Here is a 22,610-nt window from a genome sequence, read left to right as displayed (position 1 = left end):
CTGTTCAATGAAACGCCTCCTGATTAAAAGTCTTTTTATGAATTAGTTTCTTAACTTTATGAAAAGTGATGTCTTTTAATAAAATTCGTAAGTACTTGGAGTGCATATAACTTTTAACAATTAAATAAATTCTATAAGCTTCATTTTTTTTCTTGTAAAGCTTTGATTTAGTAAGTCCTTCTAATGCCAAACTGTATTTACTTTCCTGCTTAGGATCAATTTTAATATTTTTTAAGTCTTCTACTGATTCATTTTCATGTCCATATTTCACTCTGTCTTTATACATCTTAACTACTTGCTTAGAATATAAAAGCTGTTGCAATGAATTACTTTTAGAAATTCCACTTTTTCTAATCCTGTATCTAACTAAAATTTCATTAGTGTTGGCAAGTTCAAATCCGCTAGTTATAAGTCTTAGTAAAAAGTCGTAATCCTCTGCGCATGTAATTTCTCTGTATCCTTTAATCTTATCTGTACACTCTTTTTTGAAAAACCATGTTGGATGATTAAAAAAATCTACGTTAACAAGACAACTTTTAATCAATTTCATGTCCTCTGGCAATATTGCATCTTTGTATAATTCGTTACCTTCTTCATCAATGTTAATGCATCTTGCTCCCATAAAATCTATATCTGGATGACTCTGTAGATAGCTTAATTGTTTTTTAATTCTACTTGGCAATGATATATCATCTGCGTCCATCCTTGCTATAAAATCACCTTCTACATAACTTAATGCTTTATTTAAACTTTTAACTAAGCCTATATTTTTCTCATTTTTAAAATATCGTATTCTAGCATCTTTACTGGAATAATTCTCTATTATATTATCTAATTTTTTATTTCCTGGATTATCTAAAATAATGATAAATTCTAAACTTCTATAACTCTGTTTTAGAATAGAATCTATTGACTCTATTAGCCAACTTTCTTTTTCATTATATACACTCATAATTACAGACACTAATGGCTGCTTATTTATCTTCACGAAAACACCTCGCTAAATATTTTATTAGTTTTTTATAGTCAATAATTCTTTATCATATGTTAATTTCACGTTTTTAAAAATTACTGCTTAATTTTCACTAATGCCTAATCTTCACTGATCTTACCGCTGTGGTGAAAATATTTTTCTCATACTTATTAAATGCCAATACCCAAAATACGATAAAATATATTATTGTAAATAGGCCGCCAAACATCAATATTGATCCATATGATGTCAAACTAAATAAACGTAAAGCAAAAAATCCTGCTATAAATGAAATGGTCGTTGGAATTACTAATTTCAACATTTGAAGCCAAAAGGCTTTTATATCTAGCTTTATAACATATTTATAATATATATTATTTGCAACTGCATTTATAACCATGCCTATTGCTGTACCAATTGCACATCCCATTCCTCCATATTTTTTGACAAGTAATATTGATAAAACTACATTTAGGATCGCAACAGACAAGTATATGTATGCCTTCACTCTATGCATATTCATTGCTTCAAGCATTGTCGCAAATAATGATTGAATGATTGAAAAAATTTGCGGAAACATAAGCACTATTGCGATGAGATAACAATATGAATACCCATTTCCAACCCAATGCACAATAAACTGTTTACCCACTAAGACAAAACCTACAAAAATATAACTACATATGTAATATTGAATTCTGCCAACCTTTATTAGTAATTTCATTAAATCTTTTTTATTTGCCTCAACTGTCACCATCTTTGTTAATTTCGGCAAAAACATACTTGATAACACATTAGATAGTGATATAAAATATGTATTAAATTGTGTTGCTACTGCATATATCGCAATAGGTGCTGCACCAACAAACATCGCGATTATAAATTGATCTGTATTCCAATATATTTGATATGCTATTGCGCCTAAGAAAACGAAAAATGAATAATTAAATATTTGTTTAAATAAAACCTTATCGAATGCTCCAAGCTTTATTTTTAATTTTAGTATCTTAAAACAATAAAAAACATTAACAAGTCCTAACAATAAATTAAAAACTGTTGATCCTATAACCATCCCAAATGCTCTATAACCAAATAACAATATCATTATCATAATAGCTGGATTCATAATTGTTCTTAATAAATTAAGTAACTTTATATACACAAACTTTTCATGTGCTGTTATTATTGAATTAAATATACTTAAAGGAAACGATAGCGCGATATTAACAATAGCTACCATAAACATTGACTTTGTTAACATAACTTCATGGACGCTTAAGCTCTTACTCATAACTCTTCCTAAATTAAAATAAATTATTGTTCCTATTACCATGGATATCAAAGATAAAATCAAATACAATGATAAAAACATTCCATTGACTTTTTTTCTTCCATCCTCATTTTTTTCTACCATATATTTAGAATTATATCTAATAACTGCATTTCCAAATCCAAGATCTAGAAGATAAATATATGCAACTATCGAGTTTACTAAAGAAAATAATCCATATTCAGATTTTCCTAGTTTTGTTAACATAAACGGTGTATAAACCAATGAAATTACATTACCGAGTATTATAGTAATGTACATTATGACCATAGCTTTTCTCATACCATTCTTCAAATCTAACCTTCACCTCTATTTCATTATCTCTATTATTTTTTCATAATTCTTCATAGCGAATGAATTATCATATTCCTTAACCTTAATATTTTTAAGTTCTTTTATTAAACTAGGAATTTCATCTATATCATCCACAAATCTAATATAATTTAGATCTTTTAACCACGCGTAAGTGTCTTTAACTTTATGATTGTAATTTGCGATAACAATACAGGGTGTAGACGTAATTGCACAAAACACCATTCCATGTAATCTATCAGTAATCACTAGTTCAACTTTCTTAAATTGATCCCACTTTTTGTTTAATTGCTTTTCTCTTTGATTTTTATTAACCATATATTCTAAGACCTGATTATCTTGATTCTTGCATTCGGCCACTGTATCGGTAATAATTATCTTATCAAAATTACTTTGGACATCATTTTTAATCTCATCTTTCTGCTCCTGTGTTAATACACCTTCTCTATCTTTTCTAAGGCTTAATAGAGCACCCGACCTATGATATACTGGATTAGTTTTATTTAAATACATAACAATATCTGGCGTCATAATTACATTATTATTTGGAAAAGCTTCTTTCATAATGCTATATGATGTTTCTTCTCTCGCAATTATAGTAAAGTCTTTATGCTGATTGTAGATTGTTTTAGTCTTTTCAAGTTCATTTTTCCCATTCTCAGTGTCTTTAAAATAAATTGATTGTGGAAATAAGATAATCTTGTTATCTTTAAACTCAGATATAATCTTTCGTCTTGCTTCTTCTTCCCAAAAATATTCGTTTCCTAAGTTTCCGCCACCATGTAAAACAAAAATATCGTCTTTTTTAGCATTCACTTTTAAACTTTTCAAGTTTTTTAATAAATCTGCAGTATTTATCTCTATAATTGTATGATTTTTAAAATTATCCCCGAGTATCTTGTTTTCTGCATAAACAATAGCTTGATCGCCTAGGTTACCATGGTTTGGCGTTCCTACAAGGAAAATATAATTTTTATCATCCTTTGTTTCGTACATGTGTTTTGTCTCTTTATATCCATTTTCATATTGTTTGTGATATTCAATTTTATTTATAACTTTTTTCGGAATAATGGATTTTAGTAAATTTGTGATTTTTGTCTTTAATAATTTATGTCTAGGATAAATAATAGTATACAAATTAGGATATTTACATATAAGCATTAGAGACAATTTTTGTTTTAATCCCATTTGATTACTATTTTTTATACTAAAATAGTTTCCATTTAGTTTTGTTAAAATTTCATTTATTTCCATTACAAAATCATTCTTTTTGTAATCTAGTGACAAAATATCATTTAAACAAAAATGTATTCTGTTAAACATTTGCTTATCACACATGTCCGAGAGTAATGGTTCTAAGCTTTTTATATATTCTAAACACCTTATGTTGGCATCATAATAATCATATCTTTTACGAGCTGTGTTTGATCCACATATACTGTCCCCTCTGAGCAAATAATAATACTTAGGACTTTTTATATCCACAATTTTTTCTGATTTTGAAAATAATTTGTAAGTAGTAAATATATCTTCAAAATATTTACCTTCTGGATACCTTATATCTTCAAATAATTCTTTTTTGTAAAGTTTGTCCCAGGCAAAATTCTTCATGCCACTATACTCATCAAGAACTAATTCTGACAATGCTTCACGTCTTGTAAATATCAAAGCCTTTTCACTATCTGAAATTGTTGTTATTCTACTTCCCTGAACTATATATCTACCGCAAACTGAAATATCTGCATTATATTTGATTAGGGCATTATATAAAGATTCATACATATCATTTTCAATCCAATCATCCGAATCAATAAATCCTATATATTCACCAATTGCGATATCCAGTCCAGCATTTCTTGCAGAACTTAATCCTCCATTTTTTTTATGTATTACTTTTACCCTTTTATCTTTTCTTGAATATTCCTCGCAAACATTTCCACAATTATCAGGAGATCCATCATCCACAAGGATAACTTCAAGGTTTTTATATGTTTGGCTTAATATACTGTCAAGACAGTTTTTGATATAAGCTTCTACTTTATATATTGGTACTATAATTGAAATTAAGGGGTTTTGCATTAAATTTCACTCCTAACTTTTACTTCTTTGATTGCTGCTATATTTACTTTTTTATACTCATTAGCAATATCCATTAAATATATTCCATATCCACCTTTTAAAAGTGGTTTTGCGAGTGTTTTGAGTTCTTGAATATTTATCCACCCTTTTCTATAAGAAATTTCTTCAAGACATGCTATATAGGTACCTTGAGTATTTTGCACTGCTTCTACAAAACATGAAGCCTTAAGCATTGATGCATGAGTTCCCGTATCAAGCCAAGCAAGTCCTCTCCCAAGTAAATTAACCTTAAGCTTTCCCTCGTTCATATACATTCTATTTAAATCGGTAATTTCAAGTTCTCCTCGCTTAGAAGGTTTTAATTTTTTAACTTTTTCTACAACTGTATTGTCATAGAAATATAATCCGGGAATAGCATATTCAGACCTTGGATATTCAGGCTTTTCTTCAAGTGAAATCACTTTTCCATCTTTATCAAACTCCACAACTCCAAAGGCATTTGGATTTTTAACATGATATCCAAAAACAATAGCGCCATCCTCAAGATTTGATGCTTTACTAAGGCTTTGAGAAAAACTTTGACCCCAGAATAAATTATCTCCAAGGATCATCGCCACTTTATCATCACCAATAAAGTCTTCTCCGATTATGAAAGCCTCCGCGAGTCCATTGGGTTCTTCTTGAACTGAATATTCTATAGTAAGCCCTAGTTCACTGCCATCATCGAATAATTCCTTGAAAGCAGGCAAATCTCTCGGCGTTGAAATGATAAGTATTTCTCTTATCCCAGCAAGCATTAAAACAGATAATGGATAATATATCATTGGTTTATCATATATAGGTACCATTTGTTTTGATGATGCCTTTGTAACAGGATAAAGTCTTGTGCCTGATCCTCCAGCTAATATAATTCCCTTCATATATATACCCCCCTTGTTAATCTTTTTGTAAAAATTTATCTTGCTCCCTCATCGCCAAACAGTACTCCTACTGTCTTAAAAATAAGAGTTATATCTAGCCATGTATTTCTATCTTCTATGTATTCAACGTCCATTTTCATCCACTGCTCAAAACTAACGTCACTTCTTCCATTTACCTGCCAATAACAAGTTAAACCTGGTTTTGCTACTAATCGTCGTTTCTGAAAAGATGTAAACTGCACTACTTCTTTAGGCAAACTTGGTCTTGGTCCAACTAGGGACATATCCCCTTTTAGTATGTTAAAAAGTTGTGGAAGTTCATCTATGCTTGTCTTTCGTACAAACTTACCAACCTTTGTTATTCTAGGATCATCCTTCATTTTAAACATTGGTCCTGACATTTCATTTTCTTTTTTAAGTTTACCTAAAAGGACCTCTGCATCAGTACACATAGATCTAAATTTGTACATGACAAATTTTTTACCATTTCGTCCTACTCTATTTTGAGCAAAGAAAACAGGTCCCTTTGAATCAATCTTTATCCATATTGCTACTATAATCATCACTGGGCTTATTACTAACAAGCCGCATAAGGCCCCTAAAATATCAATTATTCTTTTAAGTATAAAATATCCTATATTCTTCTTATATTCATATGTAACCTCTTCCTTCGAAAATCTTGATTCTCTTTGTGGTTGTTGCATCTTGCGTCCCCCCTTGTTGTTGTGATAAGAATTGGCAAAAACACAAGAAAACATGAGTTAGCGTATAATTGCCACACCTTTATCTATTTGAATATGAACTTTTTCGAATTCATAGTTCTTATTTTCCATTAACACTAGCTACTTTGTTATATAAGCCGCTAAACTTTTCATTATCTTTTAAAGTTTGAAGATACTCCATAAATGGGACTTTTAACTTATCTCTTTTTAAAGCAAACTCTACTGTTGCCTCAAGAAATCCTAATTTATCACCTACATCATATCTACGTCCTTCAAATATGTATGCATACATATCTTGTTTAGATATTAATGTCTTAAGTGCATCAGTTAATTGAATTTCGCCACCTTTACCAGGTTTTGTTTCATCCAATATATCAAATATTTCAGGTGTTATTATGTATCTACCAAGTATAGCTACATTTGAAGGTGCATTGTCTACTGCCGGTTTTTCAACTAGGTCATTTACTTTATACACTTTATCTTCAATTTGAACTCCATCAACTATGCCATATTTATCTACATTTTCTTTAGCTACTTCCTGAACTCCGACGATTGTCGCATTCTTTTTCTCAAAACAATCCATTAACTGCTTTAAGCATGGATTTTTAGCATCAACTATATCATCACCTAGCATTACAGCAAAAGGCTCATCTCCTACAAAAGCTCTTGCACAATTAATTGCATCCCCAAGTCCTTTAGGTTCCTTTTGTCTTATGAAATGTATATTTACCATGTTTGATATGTCCCTAACCTGTTTAAGAAGAGCATCTTTATGTTTAGTCTCAAGGTTTAATTCTAATTCTACTGATTTATCAAAATGATCTTCAATAGATTTTTTATTTCTGCCTGTTATAACTAGTATTTCTTCTATACCAGAAGCAACAGCTTCCTCAATAATATATTGCATTGTAGGCTTATCAACTATAGGTAGCATTTCTTTAGGTAATGCCTTAGTTGCTGGTAAAAACCTTGTTCCAAGACCTGCTGCTGGTATAATTGCTTTTCTAACTTTCATATGATAAATCTCCTTTGTTGTCTTATTTTAATTTCATTTTCAAGGTAAGTAATTTTAAGGAATAAGTTACAAAATTATAGTTAATTTACATATTTATTATAATTTCAGTAAAATGTAATTTTATCTCAACCACGTTTTGATAATAGTACACCTTCTAATTGTTTTTTATGTAGTCCCATCATTCTGTATCAATATACTTTAAACTTAATGTTATAGTCTCTATACATTTTTTATCAGTTATATGCAATATAAATATGCATATAACATATCTATTCTGTATATTTTTTTATGTAATTAAGAACCTAAATAAGCTTTTTTACTTTTATTATATTAATTATTATACCATAATTCTACAAAATGTGTGTTAATGTTTTATTAAGTTTATGTTATCTTGACATATTAGTATATGGTTTTACTACTTTTTTATGCTAAATGCATATTTGTTATATAGTTTCTGCATATCTAAAATTATATTATTTAATTTAATTAAACAATATTCAATACAGCTAAATCATCTCCTGGGTTGCTGCAATATTATTTCTTAAATTATTGTATTCAGATTTTTATAATGTATTATTATATTATACATAAAAAATACACATTCCTTTTAATATAGGAATGTGTATTTATATATCTCTCTGTATCATTATATTTTATTTATATATATCTGTACCAGTATATTTTCTTGGTTTAGTCTTTTGAAGAGTACTATGATGTCTACTATATAAAAAGTAAATTGCAAGTCCAATTGCGAGCCAAGCTATAAATCTAATCCATGTTTCCAGTGGTAATGCTGACATTAAATAGAGACAAGCAATTATAGTAAAAATTGGAACAGCTGGTACCCATGGACATTTAAACTTTCTCTCAACATCTGGCATTGTTTTTCTTAGAACTATAACACCAATGGATACAAGAATAAATGCAAATAATGTACCTATATTACATAGTTTTATTATCTCCTGTAATGGTAAAAGCCCTGCCATAACTGCAGCTATGCACCCTGTTATTATTGTGCAAAGTGTTGGAGTTTTATGAACTGGATGTACTTTTGAGAATACCTTTGGAAGTAATCCATCTCTTGACATAACCATAAATACTCTTATCTGACCATAAAGGAATACAAGTAATGTTGAAATCATTCCTATTACTGCACCAGTTCCAACTAGTGCTGCTCCCCAGTTCATACCGAATTGTGATAATGCATCTGGAATAGCATTGTTTTGACTAATTGATTTGAATGGAAGCATTCCCGTTATTACAACTGCAACTGCAACGTATAATACAACTACAACTGCTAGGCAAATACCTAGGCCACGAGGCACATCTCTCTTTGGATTTATGGTTTCTTCTGCAGCTGTTGAAACTGCATCAAAGCCAATGTATGCAAAGAACATGATTGAAGCTCCTGCCATAACACCTGACCATCCATAAGGTGCAAATGGTTTATAGTGAGCTACACTAATGTGGAATACTCCAAGTACTATAAATAAAACAATAACGCCTATTTTAATTAAAACTATGACATTATTCAATTTTACACTTTCTTTTATACCAACAAACAAAATCCATGTTACAAATGCTACTATAAGAACAGCTGGCAAATCGATAATTCCACCTGCTGAAGGTCCTGTGGTTAACATTTGCGGTAAATTAAGTCCCGCGGATTTTAATAATCCCACAAAGGTTCCTGACCACCCAGATGCAACTGCAGCTGAGGATACTAAATATTCGAGCATTAGATCCCATCCTATAATCCAGGCTATAATTTCACCAAAAGCAATATAAGAATATGTATATGTACTACCTGCAACTGGGAACATTGTAGCAAGTTCTGCATAAGTAAGAGCGCAAAGTCCACTTGTTACTGCAGCTACAATAAATGATAAGACAACTGCAGGACCCGCCATATGGGCACCAACACCTGTGGAAACAAATATTCCTGTACCAAGAACTGCGCCTATTCCAAGTGCCGCTAGGTCAGTCGCTGTAAGATTCTTCTTTAAATCAGTTTTTTTGGCCGCATGAAGTTCCATTTTTAGTGTTTTTTTCTTCCACATTCTTTTCCATATGTTCTTCAAATTTTTGTCTCCTCGTTTATGTTGTTTTTATTTTTTTATTCATCTTCTTCGAAGCTGTTGTAGATCCTTAGAAGCTGTATCTACTCATATTTCTGTAACAACTTAAGTACTTCAACTGATGCATTAAACTTTATTTGAGCATCGTCGCTTTCAATAGCATTTTTTATATTTTCTATAGCCTTTGGAAGTAACTTTTCTAACGATTGCTTTAAATTAATATTTCCACTTTTAGAAGCAATTTCAGATAAAAAAGCTTTAAATTCTCCTATACGATGTTTTAAATGTGCAACATAATTTTGTGCACCCAAGGATTTCCTAGTTGCTTCAGGTAAACTAGCCCTACTAATAGGATTATCCTTATTAATAAATTCAACTTTTCTTTGGTGAGGGTAACCATCATTTGCTTTGCCCGCATCATAATAATATGAGCTTGTAACTTTGGCTATGTATATTTTCTCTCCATTTGGTATTATACAAAGATCGTCAACCTTCATATTATTAACAAAATGGTTTATAACACCAAGTTTTACATTTGAACAAGAATAATTGTTTTTTGAAAGCTCTGCAAGAATTTCGCTTTTAGACATGTCTGTTAAATCAAGTAAATTACTCCATCCTATTGCTATTATGTTGTTTTCTAAAAACTCTTTCATCCTATTAGTATTTTCAGGATTAGTTCTTACTAGCCATAAATCATTAAACTCTATCAATGTGCCCCCTCCAGTGTTTAGTTATGTAATGTTATTACTTAATATAAAACATTATATAACTAAACTGACTAAATGTCAACTAAACCAGATTATTGTTAACTAAATGTCAACTAAATTCGACTAAAATATACTGTCAATCAAATTATAAAAAAGCGAGCTAACAAACTGATACCAGTTTGTTAACTCGCGCTTTTAATTCATAAAATATTTATTGTTTAGGAGACTTATAAGACTTACCTAATGCTGCTTCTGTAGTAGCTATTATAAACCAAAAATAGGTTGTTACTTTAGGCAAAAACAATAAATTGTCTGATAAATTCATAAGTAAGAAAACAATCATACTTGCCATTATACCTGTATAAAATGGTATATAAAACTTATCTTTAGTTGTACTATACAGTTTCTTAATTCTAAATAAAACCGTTATTATAATTCCGATGAAAGAAGCTATTCCTAATATGCCTAACTCACTTTCTAATTTTAAATATGAATTATGATTTGGATAGTTTCTGTATCCATAATATTTTAATTCACTATACTTGCCTATATATTCATTATATCTAGTGACAAAGTTTCCATTACCAACACCTAAAATTGGATGATCCTTTATCATATATAATGCTGTTTTCCAAAGTTTAATTCTTAATTCGTTTTGATGTAAATCAAATGTACCTACAATTCTTTGAGAAACAGACGGTATGAAAGAAAGTAATATAGCAAGACCTCCTAAAGCGAAAATCCACTTAATACTATAAATTAGAGTAAGCACTAATAATCCTATTCCAAGACCTAATATCGCATTTCTAGAAAAAGTCATTACCATATTAATAATTACTAACATTGATAGTAATATATACATTATTTTTTTAGTCTTATTCTTTTCATAAATACTTAACATAATCGCTGGAAAAATTATCAATATTAAATATGCACCAAAAGCATTTGGGTTTGCAAATGTTGATGTTATCCTTGTAATTACTCCACTAGTATATGCTCTTCTAAATGTTGCATTCAATGCAAAGCCTGTGAAATACTGCAAAATCCCAATACAACACAAAATAAAGGAAACAGATATATAACATTTTAATAAAGTTTTTATTTGTTTTTTGCTATTAAATTCATATTTTATAACAAAATATAAAAATACATAAGTTATAAATCTTGCACTTTCACTTAATGCTAACCCTTTGTTTTTTGCATAAATAGTAGATAAAAGCATTATACCAAGTAATAGCGTAATAAATATACTTAATTTGTCCGTAAAAAAGTCTATGATACCATCTTTAAAATTTTCTCTACTACTTTTGGAAACTAATAAATTTATAACATATAGCAAAACTATTAATGCCAAAATAAAATCAGTAACTGCTACACCCTTAAATACAACTTCTTGTGGAATCAAAGGTAATAACATGATATAAGCACATATTAATAAAAATGAAATTTTTCGATAAAAGTTCATTTTCCCCCACCTCTTTTCAAAACATAATACTCTTATTAGTATCATGTTTTTATAAATGCTGAACATTGACTATAGTATTATTTCCTCCTTTAGATTATATCCTTTTTTTTTACACTTTGCACTATTTAAGAGAATATTATATCGTACTCTCTTAATATAAATTGTTTTATTTTACTTTTGAAGTACAACACTATCGTTGCCTTTTTTTACATGATAAAGTGTATTATTTTTAATTGATTTACCTCCCCCTTCAAATAGTTTCCCATAATTTTTATTGAAAATATCATTAGTTTTAAATATATAAACATAGGTGTATTCTTTTCTTAATTCTTTTGCCCAATCATTTGCAGAGATATCTTGGCTCCAAACATCGCCTTTATAATAAGGTTTCCCAAGACTCCAACTACATGGATACAAGTTAGTTTGTAGAGGCGTTATATTATACCTACTCACCCAATAATCATAACCATTACTTGCTACAGAAATAAAGTAAAAACTATCTGTTTTGGGATTTACTTCACCCTTTACCCTATTTATTGGTGCATAGCGTTCGCGGCTCGCCACCGTAGACTTTGTTGAACATGGTGCTAATAATATACTGCTTACAATTGGTGTTACTCTTATAATTAATAGTAAAAACAATAATATTAAACACGTTACTGATGTCTTAATATTAATAAGACCTGTTTGCTCTTTTAAACATATAGTTACAACTATAAAAATTAAAATTCCTAAAAGATAAGTGCTTGCATACCTTGAATAGGATGCTAACTTAATTGCCTCATACTCCGAATATGTAAACAAATATAAGATAAGTAAAGACAAAGTATATAATGCTGCTCCAATAAATATGCTAATAGTTGCAAGTTTTAATCGTGCTCTTTCCTTTTGGGGACTTACAATATCAGTTAATATAATTGATAATGCTATAAGTATTACTATCCAACCCATAAATGATATCTTTAATGTATAGTTAGTTAAAAAAAACTCAGTGAAAGCATTAAAAAAGTTTTTTATTGTTATCATTTGGTAATGTGGTGCACTTCCATTAAATAATCTTTTAATATTGACAAGGCTAATTGCACTTGTATCCCAGGCAACATCAGTACTGGTAAGTTTAAGATATGCCGACCATGAATATTTTGATATTAAGCAAGCTAAAATAGGACAAATTACTAATAACATTTTTTTAAAAATATCTAGTTTTGTCCTTCCATTAATATAGAGCATTAAATCCTTTCTTTTTATAAATAAAAGATCTACAGCCATTATAATAATTGATATAATTGCGAGTCCAAATCCCGCAGCCTTTGTAATTGTTAATACAAATAAGGCTAAACTTATATTAACTATTTTAAAAGTGTCCATTTCATTAACATAATAATTAATTAGAATACTTGCAAACATTACTCCAAGAATTGCATCCACCATTATATTGGTGTAAAAATCTTGAAAGAACGCCAAAGGAAGTATTAATACAAAAATAAACCTAATAACTATTTTACTAAATTGTTTCCATTTCAAATTACTAAAAACAGGTAACATTAAAGCAAAATATAACATATTCATTGCCCTATATAGGTTCCCATCTGTAAAACTTCCAGATAATTTTACCCAGAAGTATTCAAGTAACGCTGTTGCAGGTGGATACCCCTTAAATATAGTTGTTGCCTCTGGATGATTACCAAAAGCATTAAATATGTACATATTTCTAACTACTGTTCCCCAATGAGAAAATTCATCCCAAGATGTAAGCATTCTTCCTCTTTGCGTCCACCATGCTAATACAAAAAACAAAATAAACATTACAAATCCAGGGCTTTTTGCAATATCTATTACCCTCTCATTGTTTTTTAAAATATAATAGCCGCAAAAGATTACGCTAAATAAACCAATTGCAGCTACTATATATACTCCCATGTTTAGCAACCCCACTAGTCCAAAAAAGTATAAAATGCTTATAATCATAAAAGTCCAAAATGAGATAGTTATCTCAAACCTTTTATTATATTTTAATGAAATCATAATTGCTCCCGAACATAACATCAATAATATGAGTATCAAATGCATATTATATCTCCTCTGAAATATATGTTTTCCTAAAAACCCATTCTTTTTGAACTTTATAACTCATTATAGAAAGCAATCCATCTACTATAACCTTCATAGCAACCACAGAGTGCCCGAAAATGTGATAAGTAACTGACACACTTAATCCTGATATCAACATAAGTATTGAGCACAATATATAATATCTTACTAACACCAATTTATCATAAGCTTTATGTTTGAATACCGTGTTTTTATTTAGATTATAATTAAATAAAGAAGACATAATCCTAGCAATGATAGTTGATATTAGAATAAAATACTCCGGTGTTAAGTTATAAAATAGTTTTGCAAACATGGTAAATAAAAGAATATCTAATATAAAAGATAAAAATGAAGATGACATAAACTTAAAGAATACCCCATAAATCTTTATTGAATCTACTATTGGATTGAAATGAGATGATTTATTGTCTTCTATATATATAGTATTAATTCCAACTTCATCTATATCAATATCTTGATGTTTACATTCAAGTAGCATATTAGTTTCATACTCAAATCTTTCTCCATTAACACTCATTAAATCCGATGCAAATTCATGAGATATAGCTCTTAGTCCTGTTTGAGTATCAGTAACTTTTATCCCTACTAAAAAACCAAATAGTTTTCTAGTCATAATGTTTCCAAACCTACTTCTAAAGGGTATATTTGATCTTGAGAAATTTCTAGCTCCTAATATTAGTTTATCAGGATTTTCAATTAGCTTTCTAGACACTTTAATAATATCCTCAATGCTATGCTGCCCATCAGCATCAGCCGTCACAATCCCAACACATTCATTACAGTTATTAAGAAAATAATTGAATCCTGTTTTAAGAGCCCTACCTTTACCCATATTTACAGCATGAACTAATACATGGCATTCCTTATTAAGCGAAATTTCAACAAAAATTGGTTTATACTCCTCGCCGCAACCATCATCTACTATAGTTATATTTGTAAAACCTGCTCCTATAAGATTATCTACTAAAATTAGTAACTTGCTATCTGGGTTAAATGCAGGTATTAAAATTGAAATTCTATTTAATATATTAAGTTTAGTGTCATTCATTAGACATCCTCCTATCAAACAATCCTCTTTAGATTATGCCCAATAAATCACTAAACAAACAAAAACTACCGAAATGCATCGTATGCATTCCAGTAGTTTTATTTTTGTTAATAACTAAGTTATTTTTTTTACAATTTTAAGAGCCTCATAAAGATTTCTAGCTTTGCCTAATAACCCTATAACATTTTCTATATTCGTCGGGCTATTTACGGAAATAACCATGCAATGCGATCCAATACCTGCTTTTATACCGTTCGGAGAATCCTCCAGTATTATACATTCACTGCTTTTAAGATTTAATCTTTTAACTACATGTTCATACACCCAAGAATTAGGTTTACTAAATTTCATATCATCACCATATATAATGTAATCAAAACTATTAAGGATTCCTAATTTATCTAAAATAACTTCAGCGATTTCTTTAGATGTTCCAGTAGCTACTGCGCACATAAGCCCACTTTCTTTTATATAATCTAAAATTTCATGCAACCCTTCTATATTTGTTAGTTTTCGCTTGATAATTTCTATAAAATATGCGTTTCTAATTTTAAGTAATATATTTTCATCATCTTCAATATTATAAGTCGACTTAATCATTCTTATGGCCTCTATATGATTTTTTCCCATAATTGTTTTAAAAAACTCCTTACTCATACATAGACCATATTTTTCAAGCAATTTATTACTAGCCTTGAAATATGCTGGTTCAGTGTCAGCTATAACTCCATCCATATCAAAAATCAATGCTTTTACCATATTTCCTCCTATCTTATATAAAATACCGTATATTTAGCATATTATTATACTATATATATGGTACTTTAATGCTCTTATCTATTGTTTAGCAGATTGTAATATTACTTATAAAAGCCAGTACACTTTGAAAGTAAATCTTTTATTATTTCATAACAAGGTATATCCTCGTATAAAATTTTATATAAGCCATTAAGTAAATGTAATTCCTCTAAAGTTAATTTGCCAGTTACCTCTAGTTGCTTTGCAAGATTATATCCAAACTTAATTGCAGCATAACCTTCAACAGTTATACCTTCTGTTCTCATTTTTTCCATTGCTGTGCTTGCTTTCATTCCTTCTCCTATTACCTCACCTAAAATTCTATTTCTGCCTGCTTCCCCTGTAACTTCAAGATCTCCCATGCCTGGTAATCCGATTGCAGATTTATAGTTTCCACCAAGAGCAGTTACTAATAAACACATTTCTGATACAGCAAATGTAAATAAGGCTGATTTAGTGTTGTTATGAAGAAACCCATTTCTTTTTTTCAGTCCTTCTGCCATTCCTAGTGATACAGCATATGCGTTCTTCATTGCTGCACATACTTCAGTCCCAATTACATCATTATTTGTTTCAACATTATATACATCTGTATTTAAAAGTTTCTTCATATAGTTCGCATATACAATATTTTTGCTAGAATAAGTTACTGATGTAGGTGACTTCCATAACACTTCAATAGCCTTGCACGGACCACCAATAACAACAAATGATATCTCTTCTTTTAATTTTTCTGGCAGAATTTCTTTTAGTAATTCAGGTAATATTACAATTTTGCCTTTATTATTATGCTCAAATCCTTTTGATACACTACCAACTATTGCTCCTTTATGGAGAAATGGTACAACACGTTTAAAAATTTTTCCTAACGCATCAGATGTTATCGCCATAATTATAAGGTCAGTGCCATCCATCGCTTTTTCTAATTCACATTCATAAAATGTATTTACTTCACTTGGAAGCTTATACTTATGTTTAGGATGTGGCTTCCCCTGTTTCAAATCGTCAATTATTTTATTATCAAGTTCTGTTCCCCATAAGTTAACTACATTCCCATTCTGGATAAGTGGCACTGTTAACGCACTTCCCATTGCCCCTGCACCAATAATAACAATTTTAGCCATAAAATAACTCCTTCTTTCATTTAATTTCAGATTAGTAATCTTTAAATACTACAAATCGTAACTATATTATAAAAAATACCGTATATTTAGCATATTATTATACTATATATACGGTACTTTAATGCTCTAATTAATCAGCTCCAAAGGAGCTGTAGCATCTCCTGTGGAGCTGTAGCATCTCTTTCAGAGATGCCTTAACGACTTCAAAAATGTCGTTAAGGAGTCATGATTATTTTTCAATTAATGTAACCCATGTTTATTGTTTTAATAAATTTACTACTTTAGCTACGACATTCTCAACAGTAAATCCATACTTTTCAAAGAGTGTTTCAGCTTTACCTGAAGCGCCAAATTCATCTATGGATATTATATCTCCATCGAGTCCTATATATTTGTGCCAACCAAAGGAAGATGCTGCTTCTACTGCAACTCTTGCCCTTACACTGCTTGGCAATATTTTTTCCTTATATTCTTTACTTTGTTTATCAAACAACTCGAAGGAAGGCATGCTTACTACTCTTGCATCTATTCCCTTTTTCTTTAATTCATCTGATGCCTTAACTATTAGTTCAACCTCTGAACCAGAAGCAAGTAATATTACATCAGGTGTTTCTTTTTCAGAATTCTTAAGAATATATCCGCCCTTAAGAGCCTCCTTACTTGAGCCATTATATAATGGCAATGATTGCCTTGTTAATACAAGAGATACTGGTCCCTCTGATTTTGCTATTGATAGATACCAACCTGCAGCTGTTTCCTTAGAATCAGCTGGTCTAAATACTGTCATATTTGGCATAGATCTTAAAGCAGCTAATTGCTCGATAGGTTCATGTGTTGGTCCATCTTCCCCAACCCCTATACTATCGTGAGTAAGCACATAAGTTATTGGTAATTTCATTAGTGCTGAAAGTCTCATAGCACCCTTCATGTAATCACTAAATACAAAGAATGTAGATACAAATACTTTTAAACCACCATGAAGATATATTCCATTAGCAATAGCAGCCATTGCATGTTCTCTTACTCCAAAATGCATATTTGCTCCAGACCTATCCTCAGCTGAGAAATCTCCTCTATCCTTCATATATGTTTTGTTTGATGGAGCAAGATCTGCTGAACCACCAATTATGTTTGGCACAAGCTTTGTCAATCTATTAATAAGTATTCCTGATGCTTGTCTTGTTGCCATTGGTTTATCAAAACTCCAGAAACTTTCATCCTCTAATAAATCACTGGCTATTTTACCACTAAACCAAAGTTTCCACTCTTTTGCAAGTTCTGGATAAGTCGATTTATAGCCTTCGAATAACTTGTTCCAAGTTGCTTCTTTAGCTTTTGCTTTCTTATTAAAGTCTTTCATATTTGCTTTAACTTCTTCTGGAACTGTGAAAGGTTCATAATTCCATCCTAGATTTTCTTTTAATGCGATTATATTATCTACTCCAAGTGGTTCCCCATGTGCGCAAGCTTTTCCTTGCTTAGCAAGACAGCCATATCCTATTATGTTTTTTACTATTATAATTGTTGGTTTCTTATCTTGTTTTTTAGCAGAATTTATAGCAGTATTTATATCGCTTGTGTTGTTTCCATCAGCTACCTTTATAACCTGCCAGCCATAAGCTTCATACCTTTTAGCAACGTCTTCTCTAAAAGCAATATCGGTACTTCCTTCTATCGATATGTTATTAGAATCATACATCATTATAAGTTTTCCAAGTCCTAGTGTTCCTGCAAGAGAAGAAGCTTCTGATGAAATCCCTTCCATTAAACATCCATCTCCAGCAATAACATAAGTATAATGATCTACAACCTTAAAATTTGGTTTGTTAAATTTCTCTGCGAGATAACTTTCAGATATAGCCATGCCTACTGCATTACAAATACCTTGACCGAGTGGTCCAGTAGTTGTTTCAACTCCATCTGTATGTTTATATTCTGGATGACCTGGCGTTTTACTGCCAAACTGCCTGAAATTTTTTATATCTTCAACACTTACATCATATCCAAATATATTGAAAAGTGAGTATAGAAGCATGGATCCGTGTCCTGCGGATAGTACAAATCTATCTCTATCTTCCCATTTTGGGTTTTTAGGATTATGTTTCATTTGCTTTGCCCATAGAGTATAAGCCATTGAGGCACATCCAAGGGGTAACCCTGGATGACCTGAATTTGCTTTTTGAATAGCTTCTGCTGAGAGTATTCTTATTGTATTTATAGATAAATTGTCTACATTCATTATTGAATCCTCCTTATTATTTACCAAAAGTTTCTTTCCAATCTTTAGCAAATTTTTCTATTCCAGCATCTGTTAATGGGTGTTTTATCATTTGTTTTATTATTTTAAGTGGAACTGTAGCAATATGAGCCCCTGCAACTGCTGCATCTGTAACATGCATTGGAGTTCTTATACTTGCAGCGATTATCTCAGTATCAATTCCGTGTACTTTAAATATTGTAACAATAGTTTCTATTAAATCCATAGCATTAGCGTTTATATCATCAAGTCTTCCAAGGAAAGGACTAACAAAAGATGCTCCTGCTCTTGCAGCAAGTAAAGCTTGTCCTGCAGAGAATATTAATGTTACATTTGTTTTTATTCCTTCTTTTGAAAGTACTTTTACAGCCTTTAAACCTTCGCCAGTCATTGGAATTTTAACAATCATATTTTTATGGATTTTTGCTATTTCTCTTCCTTCTTTTATCATTCCTTTTGAATCTAATGCAATAACTTCTCCACTTATAGGTCCGTCAACAATAGATGCTATTTCTTTTATAACTTCATTAAAATCTCTTCCTTCTTTTGCGATTAAAGATGGGTTAGTAGTTACCCCACAAATAACACCCATATCATTAGCCTCGCGAATATCGTCAACGTTTGCTGTATCTATAAATAATTTCATAATTAACACTCCTTCATATTTTTTATTTTATTTTTTATTTTATTTTTTGTATTTTCTATTTTACATCGTATGTAACTTTCCCTGTGCCATAGACACTTTCCCAATCACTAATAAACTGTGTAACACTTTTGTCTGTTAATGGGTGGGAAAGAAGATCACCCATAATAGCCGGATTAACTGTTACTGAATGTGCACCACAAAGAGATACATCCTGAACTTGCTGTACATTCTTAAATGAAGCCGCAAGCACCTTACAATTTAAATTATAATTTTTAAACAATGTAACTATTTGTGATACAACGCCTGCACCATTTCCACTTATACTATCTATTCTATTTACATATGGTGCTACAAATTCAGCTCCTGAAACCGCAGCGATTAATGCTTGCTGAGCTGTAAACACTGCAGTAGCAGTTACTTTAATTCCCTTAAGCTTTAATATTTTAATAGCCTTTATTCCTTCTGGGATAACAGGAATTTTAATATATAGGTTACCCCCAATAGTCTTATTTAAGTATTCTGCTTCTTTAACAATCTCCTGCGCATGTGTACTAATAACTTGTACATGTAACATTTTATCTTGTCCTATTGTTTCTCTTATATTTTTTAAAATTTTTATAAAACTTTTATTTTCTCTAGATATAATCGTAGGATTTGTAGTTACACCGCTCATTGGATATAAGTCAAAAGCTTTTTTAATTTCATCTAAATTAGCTGTATCTAATAAATATAACACGTACCTCACCCTTCTTATAATTTTCTCGTAATTAGTTGTATATTTCTTCTAATACATCCTTAACTCCACCTAATGATTTAAAAATAAGTGTTGGTTGTATTTCAGATTCAACTAAATCCTCAAGCTTTGCTTCACCTGATAAAACAAGAATAGTTACTGAATCATTATCTTTACCAATGGCGATATCGGTATAAAGTCTATCTCCGACAAAAGCAATTTCTTCCTCGCGAAATCCAGTATCTTTAAGCACAAATTTTAGTGTGTGATGAGACGGTTTACCAAAGAATTCTGGAACCACTCCTGTAGACGCCGTAATCATAGCACATATGGCTCCACAATCTGGGATGAATCCATCTTCAGTTGGACAATTAAAATCAGGATTTACACCTAAGAAGGTAGCTCCATTTCTTATATATTCACAAGCCTTAGATACATTTTCATATTCTAATGTAGTATCAAACCCAACTACAACAACATCCGCCTCCTCTGTAACAACATTAATATTTGCATCTTTGAAATCATCTTTTAAATACTGAGTGCCTAAAACAAAAACTTTCTTATCTGGCATATTCTCTTTTATATAATTGATAATTACATAATTTGAAATAAGCATCATATCATCAGTCAAATTGTATCCCATTTTTCTAATCCTATTTATATAAACCTTTGCATTTTTAGAAGAGTTATTTGTAAAAAATTTAAATTTAATATTCTCTTTTTCTAGCTTCTCTAAAAATTTTATAGAACCCTCGAGTATTTTGTCGCCTAAATAAACAGTACCATCAAGATCAAGAATAAAACATTTTACCTTTTTTAAAACATCTATTGAGCTGTCTTTTGAATCAAGTATCCTGTTTGTCATACCTCGATTTTCTCCTTTCTAACAAAATCTCTAACCTTATATGCAGAGTCTTCTAATAGTCCAAGATCCCATAAAAGATTTAATATTGTATATCTTGTCCTAATCTCTTTTGCATTAAGTACAGCATTTACTAAATCCTTTTCATCAATTCCAACTTGTTTGGGATTATAAGGAGCTCCTGCTGCTATTAATATTGATTCAATTTCTTTAGCTGTAGGCATTTGTTTAATAACACTAATAATTTCATCAAATTTCTCATTTATAATATTAATTCTTTTTATTTTATCTTCTATAGAATTCAAGTTATCTTTTTCATTTAAAGTAATAATTCCAGTTGCTGCCTTTTTAAAAAGCTTTTCCACATTTGCTTTCCATTCCTTTTGGTCAAACTTGTTAGCTTTAAAAATAGCAACTTCGAAATTAACGTTAGAATTCAAGAATAGCTCACGCAATTTAGCTGTTACTACTGTAGCAATTCCTACTTTTGTTCCATGAAGCAATGCCGTTTTACCATCGAACGCAAACATCATCTCCCAATAATGTGCCAAATGGTGCTCTGATCCTGATGCAGGTCTAGTCTTTCCAACATAACTCATTGCAATTCCTGCTCCTATTAATGCTTCCATTAATGCTTCCATTGCTATATCTTCTCTGTTTTTGATCCCTTCTACATTTTCTATACATTTATTTAGAGAATCACTAGCCATTTTATATGCTACTTCACACAAATATTCATCATTTATTATTTGGCTTATTTTCCAATCATTAAGAGCCGAATACTTTCCAAGTATATCTCCAAGTCCTGCTAATATCATTTTCATAGGAGCCTCTTTTAATATGTTAATGTCTCCGATAATAGCTACATCACAATTAGAGACGCAAGTGGTTTTAAGATTATTTAATATTAGTGCTGAACTGTCTGATGCGAATCCATCCATAGAAGGTGCAGTTGCCACAATCATGCAAGCAATTTCCAATCTATAACTTACGAATTTTGCTAAATCATTTAATGTTCCTGAACCAACTGTAACAATTATGTCAGTATCCTTTTCTACTTGTATCATAAGTTTTCCTATAGATTCCTCATTGGGAATAAGATCCGTGTCTTCTACATGATATACATACTTTTTAAAATTCACATTTTGTTTTGTTAAAATCTCTTCTACTTTATTTCCTGCTACTTTATTAGTGTTAGTATCAGCAATCACCAATACTTTTTTATATCCTAATTCAGCAAGTATTTCAGGTAATTTTTCAATAGCATCTTTCTTTATCAAAACTTTTTTTAAGCTAATGCTATGGGGTTTACCACACTCACAATCTAACGTGCCTTTTAAAAAATCATTTATTTTAAGATTCCCTACATTTTGTACTGTTAACTTCATAACAACACTTCCTATTCTAATATTTTGCATATGCT

Annotated in this window: 18 protein-coding genes; all 18 read right to left on the bottom strand. The window is 30.5% G+C overall.

What is annotated here, in order from left to right; translation table 11 throughout:
- Positions 1 to 4 precede the first annotated feature (4 nt).
- Positions 5 to 988, bottom strand: coding sequence for a glycosyltransferase (locus tag KPL38_RS01440; protein ID WP_216285925.1), 984 nt, complete (start codon positions 986 to 988; stop codon positions 5 to 7).
- 97 nt (positions 989 to 1,085) lie between these two features.
- Positions 1,086 to 2,597: an oligosaccharide flippase family protein gene (locus KPL38_RS01435; RefSeq protein ID WP_216285923.1), complete on the bottom strand. Its 1,512-nt coding sequence runs from the start codon at positions 2,595 to 2,597 to the stop codon at positions 1,086 to 1,088.
- 15 nt (positions 2,598 to 2,612) lie between these two features.
- Positions 2,613 to 4,694 carry a glycosyltransferase gene (locus KPL38_RS01430; RefSeq protein ID WP_216285921.1) on the bottom strand — a complete coding sequence of 694 codons (2,082 nt, stop codon included), beginning with the start codon at positions 4,692 to 4,694 and terminating at the stop codon, positions 2,613 to 2,615.
- Positions 4,694 to 5,614, bottom strand: coding sequence for a glucose-1-phosphate thymidylyltransferase RfbA (gene rfbA / locus KPL38_RS01425; protein WP_216285918.1), 921 nt, complete (start codon positions 5,612 to 5,614; stop codon positions 4,694 to 4,696). The genes KPL38_RS01430 and rfbA overlap by 1 nt, the downstream gene beginning before the upstream one ends.
- Positions 5,615 to 5,649: 35 nt before the next feature.
- Complete coding sequence (locus tag KPL38_RS01420; RefSeq protein ID WP_216285916.1) at positions 5,650 to 6,318, bottom strand: sugar transferase; 669 nt, start codon at positions 6,316 to 6,318, stop codon at positions 5,650 to 5,652.
- 118 nt (positions 6,319 to 6,436) lie between these two features.
- Positions 6,437 to 7,351 (bottom strand): UTP--glucose-1-phosphate uridylyltransferase GalU, encoded by a 915-nt coding sequence (galU, locus tag KPL38_RS01415; RefSeq protein WP_216285914.1) that lies wholly within the window; start codon positions 7,349 to 7,351, stop codon positions 6,437 to 6,439.
- A gap of 653 nt (positions 7,352 to 8,004) precedes the next feature.
- Positions 8,005 to 9,411, bottom strand: coding sequence for an amino acid permease (locus tag KPL38_RS01410; RefSeq protein ID WP_216285978.1), 1,407 nt, complete (start codon positions 9,409 to 9,411; stop codon positions 8,005 to 8,007).
- 101 nt (positions 9,412 to 9,512) lie between these two features.
- Positions 9,513 to 10,142 carry a DUF8426 domain-containing protein gene (locus tag KPL38_RS01405; RefSeq protein ID WP_216285905.1) on the bottom strand — a complete coding sequence of 210 codons (630 nt, stop codon included), beginning with the start codon at positions 10,140 to 10,142 and terminating at the stop codon, positions 9,513 to 9,515.
- A 208-nt stretch (positions 10,143 to 10,350) separates the two neighbouring features.
- Positions 10,351 to 11,604 (bottom strand): O-antigen ligase family protein, encoded by a 1,254-nt coding sequence (locus tag KPL38_RS01400; RefSeq protein ID WP_216285903.1) that lies wholly within the window; start codon positions 11,602 to 11,604, stop codon positions 10,351 to 10,353.
- A 171-nt stretch (positions 11,605 to 11,775) separates the two neighbouring features.
- Complete coding sequence (locus tag KPL38_RS01395; protein WP_216285901.1) at positions 11,776 to 13,524, bottom strand: hypothetical protein; 1,749 nt, start codon at positions 13,522 to 13,524, stop codon at positions 11,776 to 11,778.
- A 151-nt stretch (positions 13,525 to 13,675) separates the two neighbouring features.
- On the bottom strand, positions 13,676 to 14,767 hold the full coding sequence (locus tag KPL38_RS01390) for a bifunctional glycosyltransferase family 2/GtrA family protein (protein ID WP_216285899.1): 1,092 nt from the start codon (positions 14,765 to 14,767) through the stop codon (positions 13,676 to 13,678).
- 114 nt (positions 14,768 to 14,881) lie between these two features.
- Positions 14,882 to 15,526 carry an HAD family hydrolase gene (locus KPL38_RS01385; RefSeq protein WP_216285896.1) on the bottom strand — a complete coding sequence of 215 codons (645 nt, stop codon included), beginning with the start codon at positions 15,524 to 15,526 and terminating at the stop codon, positions 14,882 to 14,884.
- A gap of 101 nt (positions 15,527 to 15,627) precedes the next feature.
- Positions 15,628 to 16,689: an NAD(P)H-dependent glycerol-3-phosphate dehydrogenase gene (locus KPL38_RS01380; RefSeq protein ID WP_216285894.1), complete on the bottom strand. Its 1,062-nt coding sequence runs from the start codon at positions 16,687 to 16,689 to the stop codon at positions 15,628 to 15,630.
- A 256-nt stretch (positions 16,690 to 16,945) separates the two neighbouring features.
- Positions 16,946 to 18,928: a transketolase gene (gene tkt, locus KPL38_RS01375; RefSeq protein ID WP_216285886.1), complete on the bottom strand. Its 1,983-nt coding sequence runs from the start codon at positions 18,926 to 18,928 to the stop codon at positions 16,946 to 16,948.
- Positions 18,929 to 18,944: 16 nt separating this feature from the next.
- On the bottom strand, positions 18,945 to 19,592 hold the full coding sequence (fsa, locus tag KPL38_RS01370; protein ID WP_216285884.1) for a fructose-6-phosphate aldolase: 648 nt from the start codon (positions 19,590 to 19,592) through the stop codon (positions 18,945 to 18,947).
- A 55-nt stretch (positions 19,593 to 19,647) separates the two neighbouring features.
- Positions 19,648 to 20,328 (bottom strand): fructose-6-phosphate aldolase, encoded by a 681-nt coding sequence (locus KPL38_RS01365; RefSeq protein WP_216285882.1) that lies wholly within the window; start codon positions 20,326 to 20,328, stop codon positions 19,648 to 19,650.
- 31 nt (positions 20,329 to 20,359) lie between these two features.
- A complete protein-coding gene (locus tag KPL38_RS01360; RefSeq protein ID WP_216285880.1) occupies positions 20,360 to 21,190 on the bottom strand; it encodes an HAD-IIA family hydrolase in 831 nt (276 codons plus the stop codon).
- Complete coding sequence (locus KPL38_RS01355; protein WP_216285878.1) at positions 21,187 to 22,575, bottom strand: sn-glycerol-1-phosphate dehydrogenase; 1,389 nt, start codon at positions 22,573 to 22,575, stop codon at positions 21,187 to 21,189. Before KPL38_RS01355 ends, KPL38_RS01360 begins: the two co-directional genes overlap by 4 nt.
- Between the last annotated feature and the right edge of the window lie 35 nt (positions 22,576 to 22,610).

It is taken from the genome of Clostridium psychrophilum, assembly GCF_018861705.1.
Classification (GTDB): domain Bacteria; phylum Bacillota; class Clostridia; order Clostridiales; family Clostridiaceae; genus Clostridium_AD; species Clostridium_AD psychrophilum.
The sequence above is the reverse complement of the archived record's forward strand: the minus strand, read 5'-3'. Positions and strand labels throughout refer to the sequence as shown.

Coding starts and splice junctions, on each gene's coding strand:
- KPL38_RS01430 (WP_216285921.1), bottom strand. CDS start 4,694: ATGCAAAACCCCTTAATTTCAATTATAGTACCAATATATAAAGTAGAA.
- rfbA (WP_216285918.1), bottom strand. CDS start 5,614: ATGAAGGGAATTATATTAGCTGGAGGATCAGGCACAAGACTTTATCCT.
- KPL38_RS01420 (WP_216285916.1), bottom strand. CDS start 6,318: ATGCAACAACCACAAAGAGAATCAAGATTTTCGAAGGAAGAGGTTACA.
- galU (WP_216285914.1), bottom strand. CDS start 7,351: ATGAAAGTTAGAAAAGCAATTATACCAGCAGCAGGTCTTGGAACAAGG.
- KPL38_RS01410 (WP_216285978.1), bottom strand. CDS start 9,411: ATGTGGAAGAAAAAAACACTAAAAATGGAACTTCATGCGGCCAAAAAA.
- KPL38_RS01400 (WP_216285903.1), bottom strand. CDS start 11,604: ATGAACTTTTATCGAAAAATTTCATTTTTATTAATATGTGCTTATATC.
- KPL38_RS01395 (WP_216285901.1), bottom strand. CDS start 13,524: ATGGGAGTATATATAGTAGCTGCAATTGGTTTATTTAGCGTAATCTTT.
- KPL38_RS01390 (WP_216285899.1), bottom strand. CDS start 14,767: ATGAATGACACTAAACTTAATATATTAAATAGAATTTCAATTTTAATA.
- KPL38_RS01385 (WP_216285896.1), bottom strand. CDS start 15,526: ATGGTAAAAGCATTGATTTTTGATATGGATGGAGTTATAGCTGACACT.
- KPL38_RS01380 (WP_216285894.1), bottom strand. CDS start 16,689: ATGGCTAAAATTGTTATTATTGGTGCAGGGGCAATGGGAAGTGCGTTA.
- tkt (WP_216285886.1), bottom strand. CDS start 18,928: ATGAATGTAGACAATTTATCTATAAATACAATAAGAATACTCTCAGCA.
- fsa (WP_216285884.1), bottom strand. CDS start 19,592: ATGAAATTATTTATAGATACAGCAAACGTTGACGATATTCGCGAGGCT.
- KPL38_RS01360 (WP_216285880.1), bottom strand. CDS start 21,190: ATGACAAACAGGATACTTGATTCAAAAGACAGCTCAATAGATGTTTTA.
- KPL38_RS01355 (WP_216285878.1), bottom strand. CDS start 22,575: ATGAAGTTAACAGTACAAAATGTAGGGAATCTTAAAATAAATGATTTT.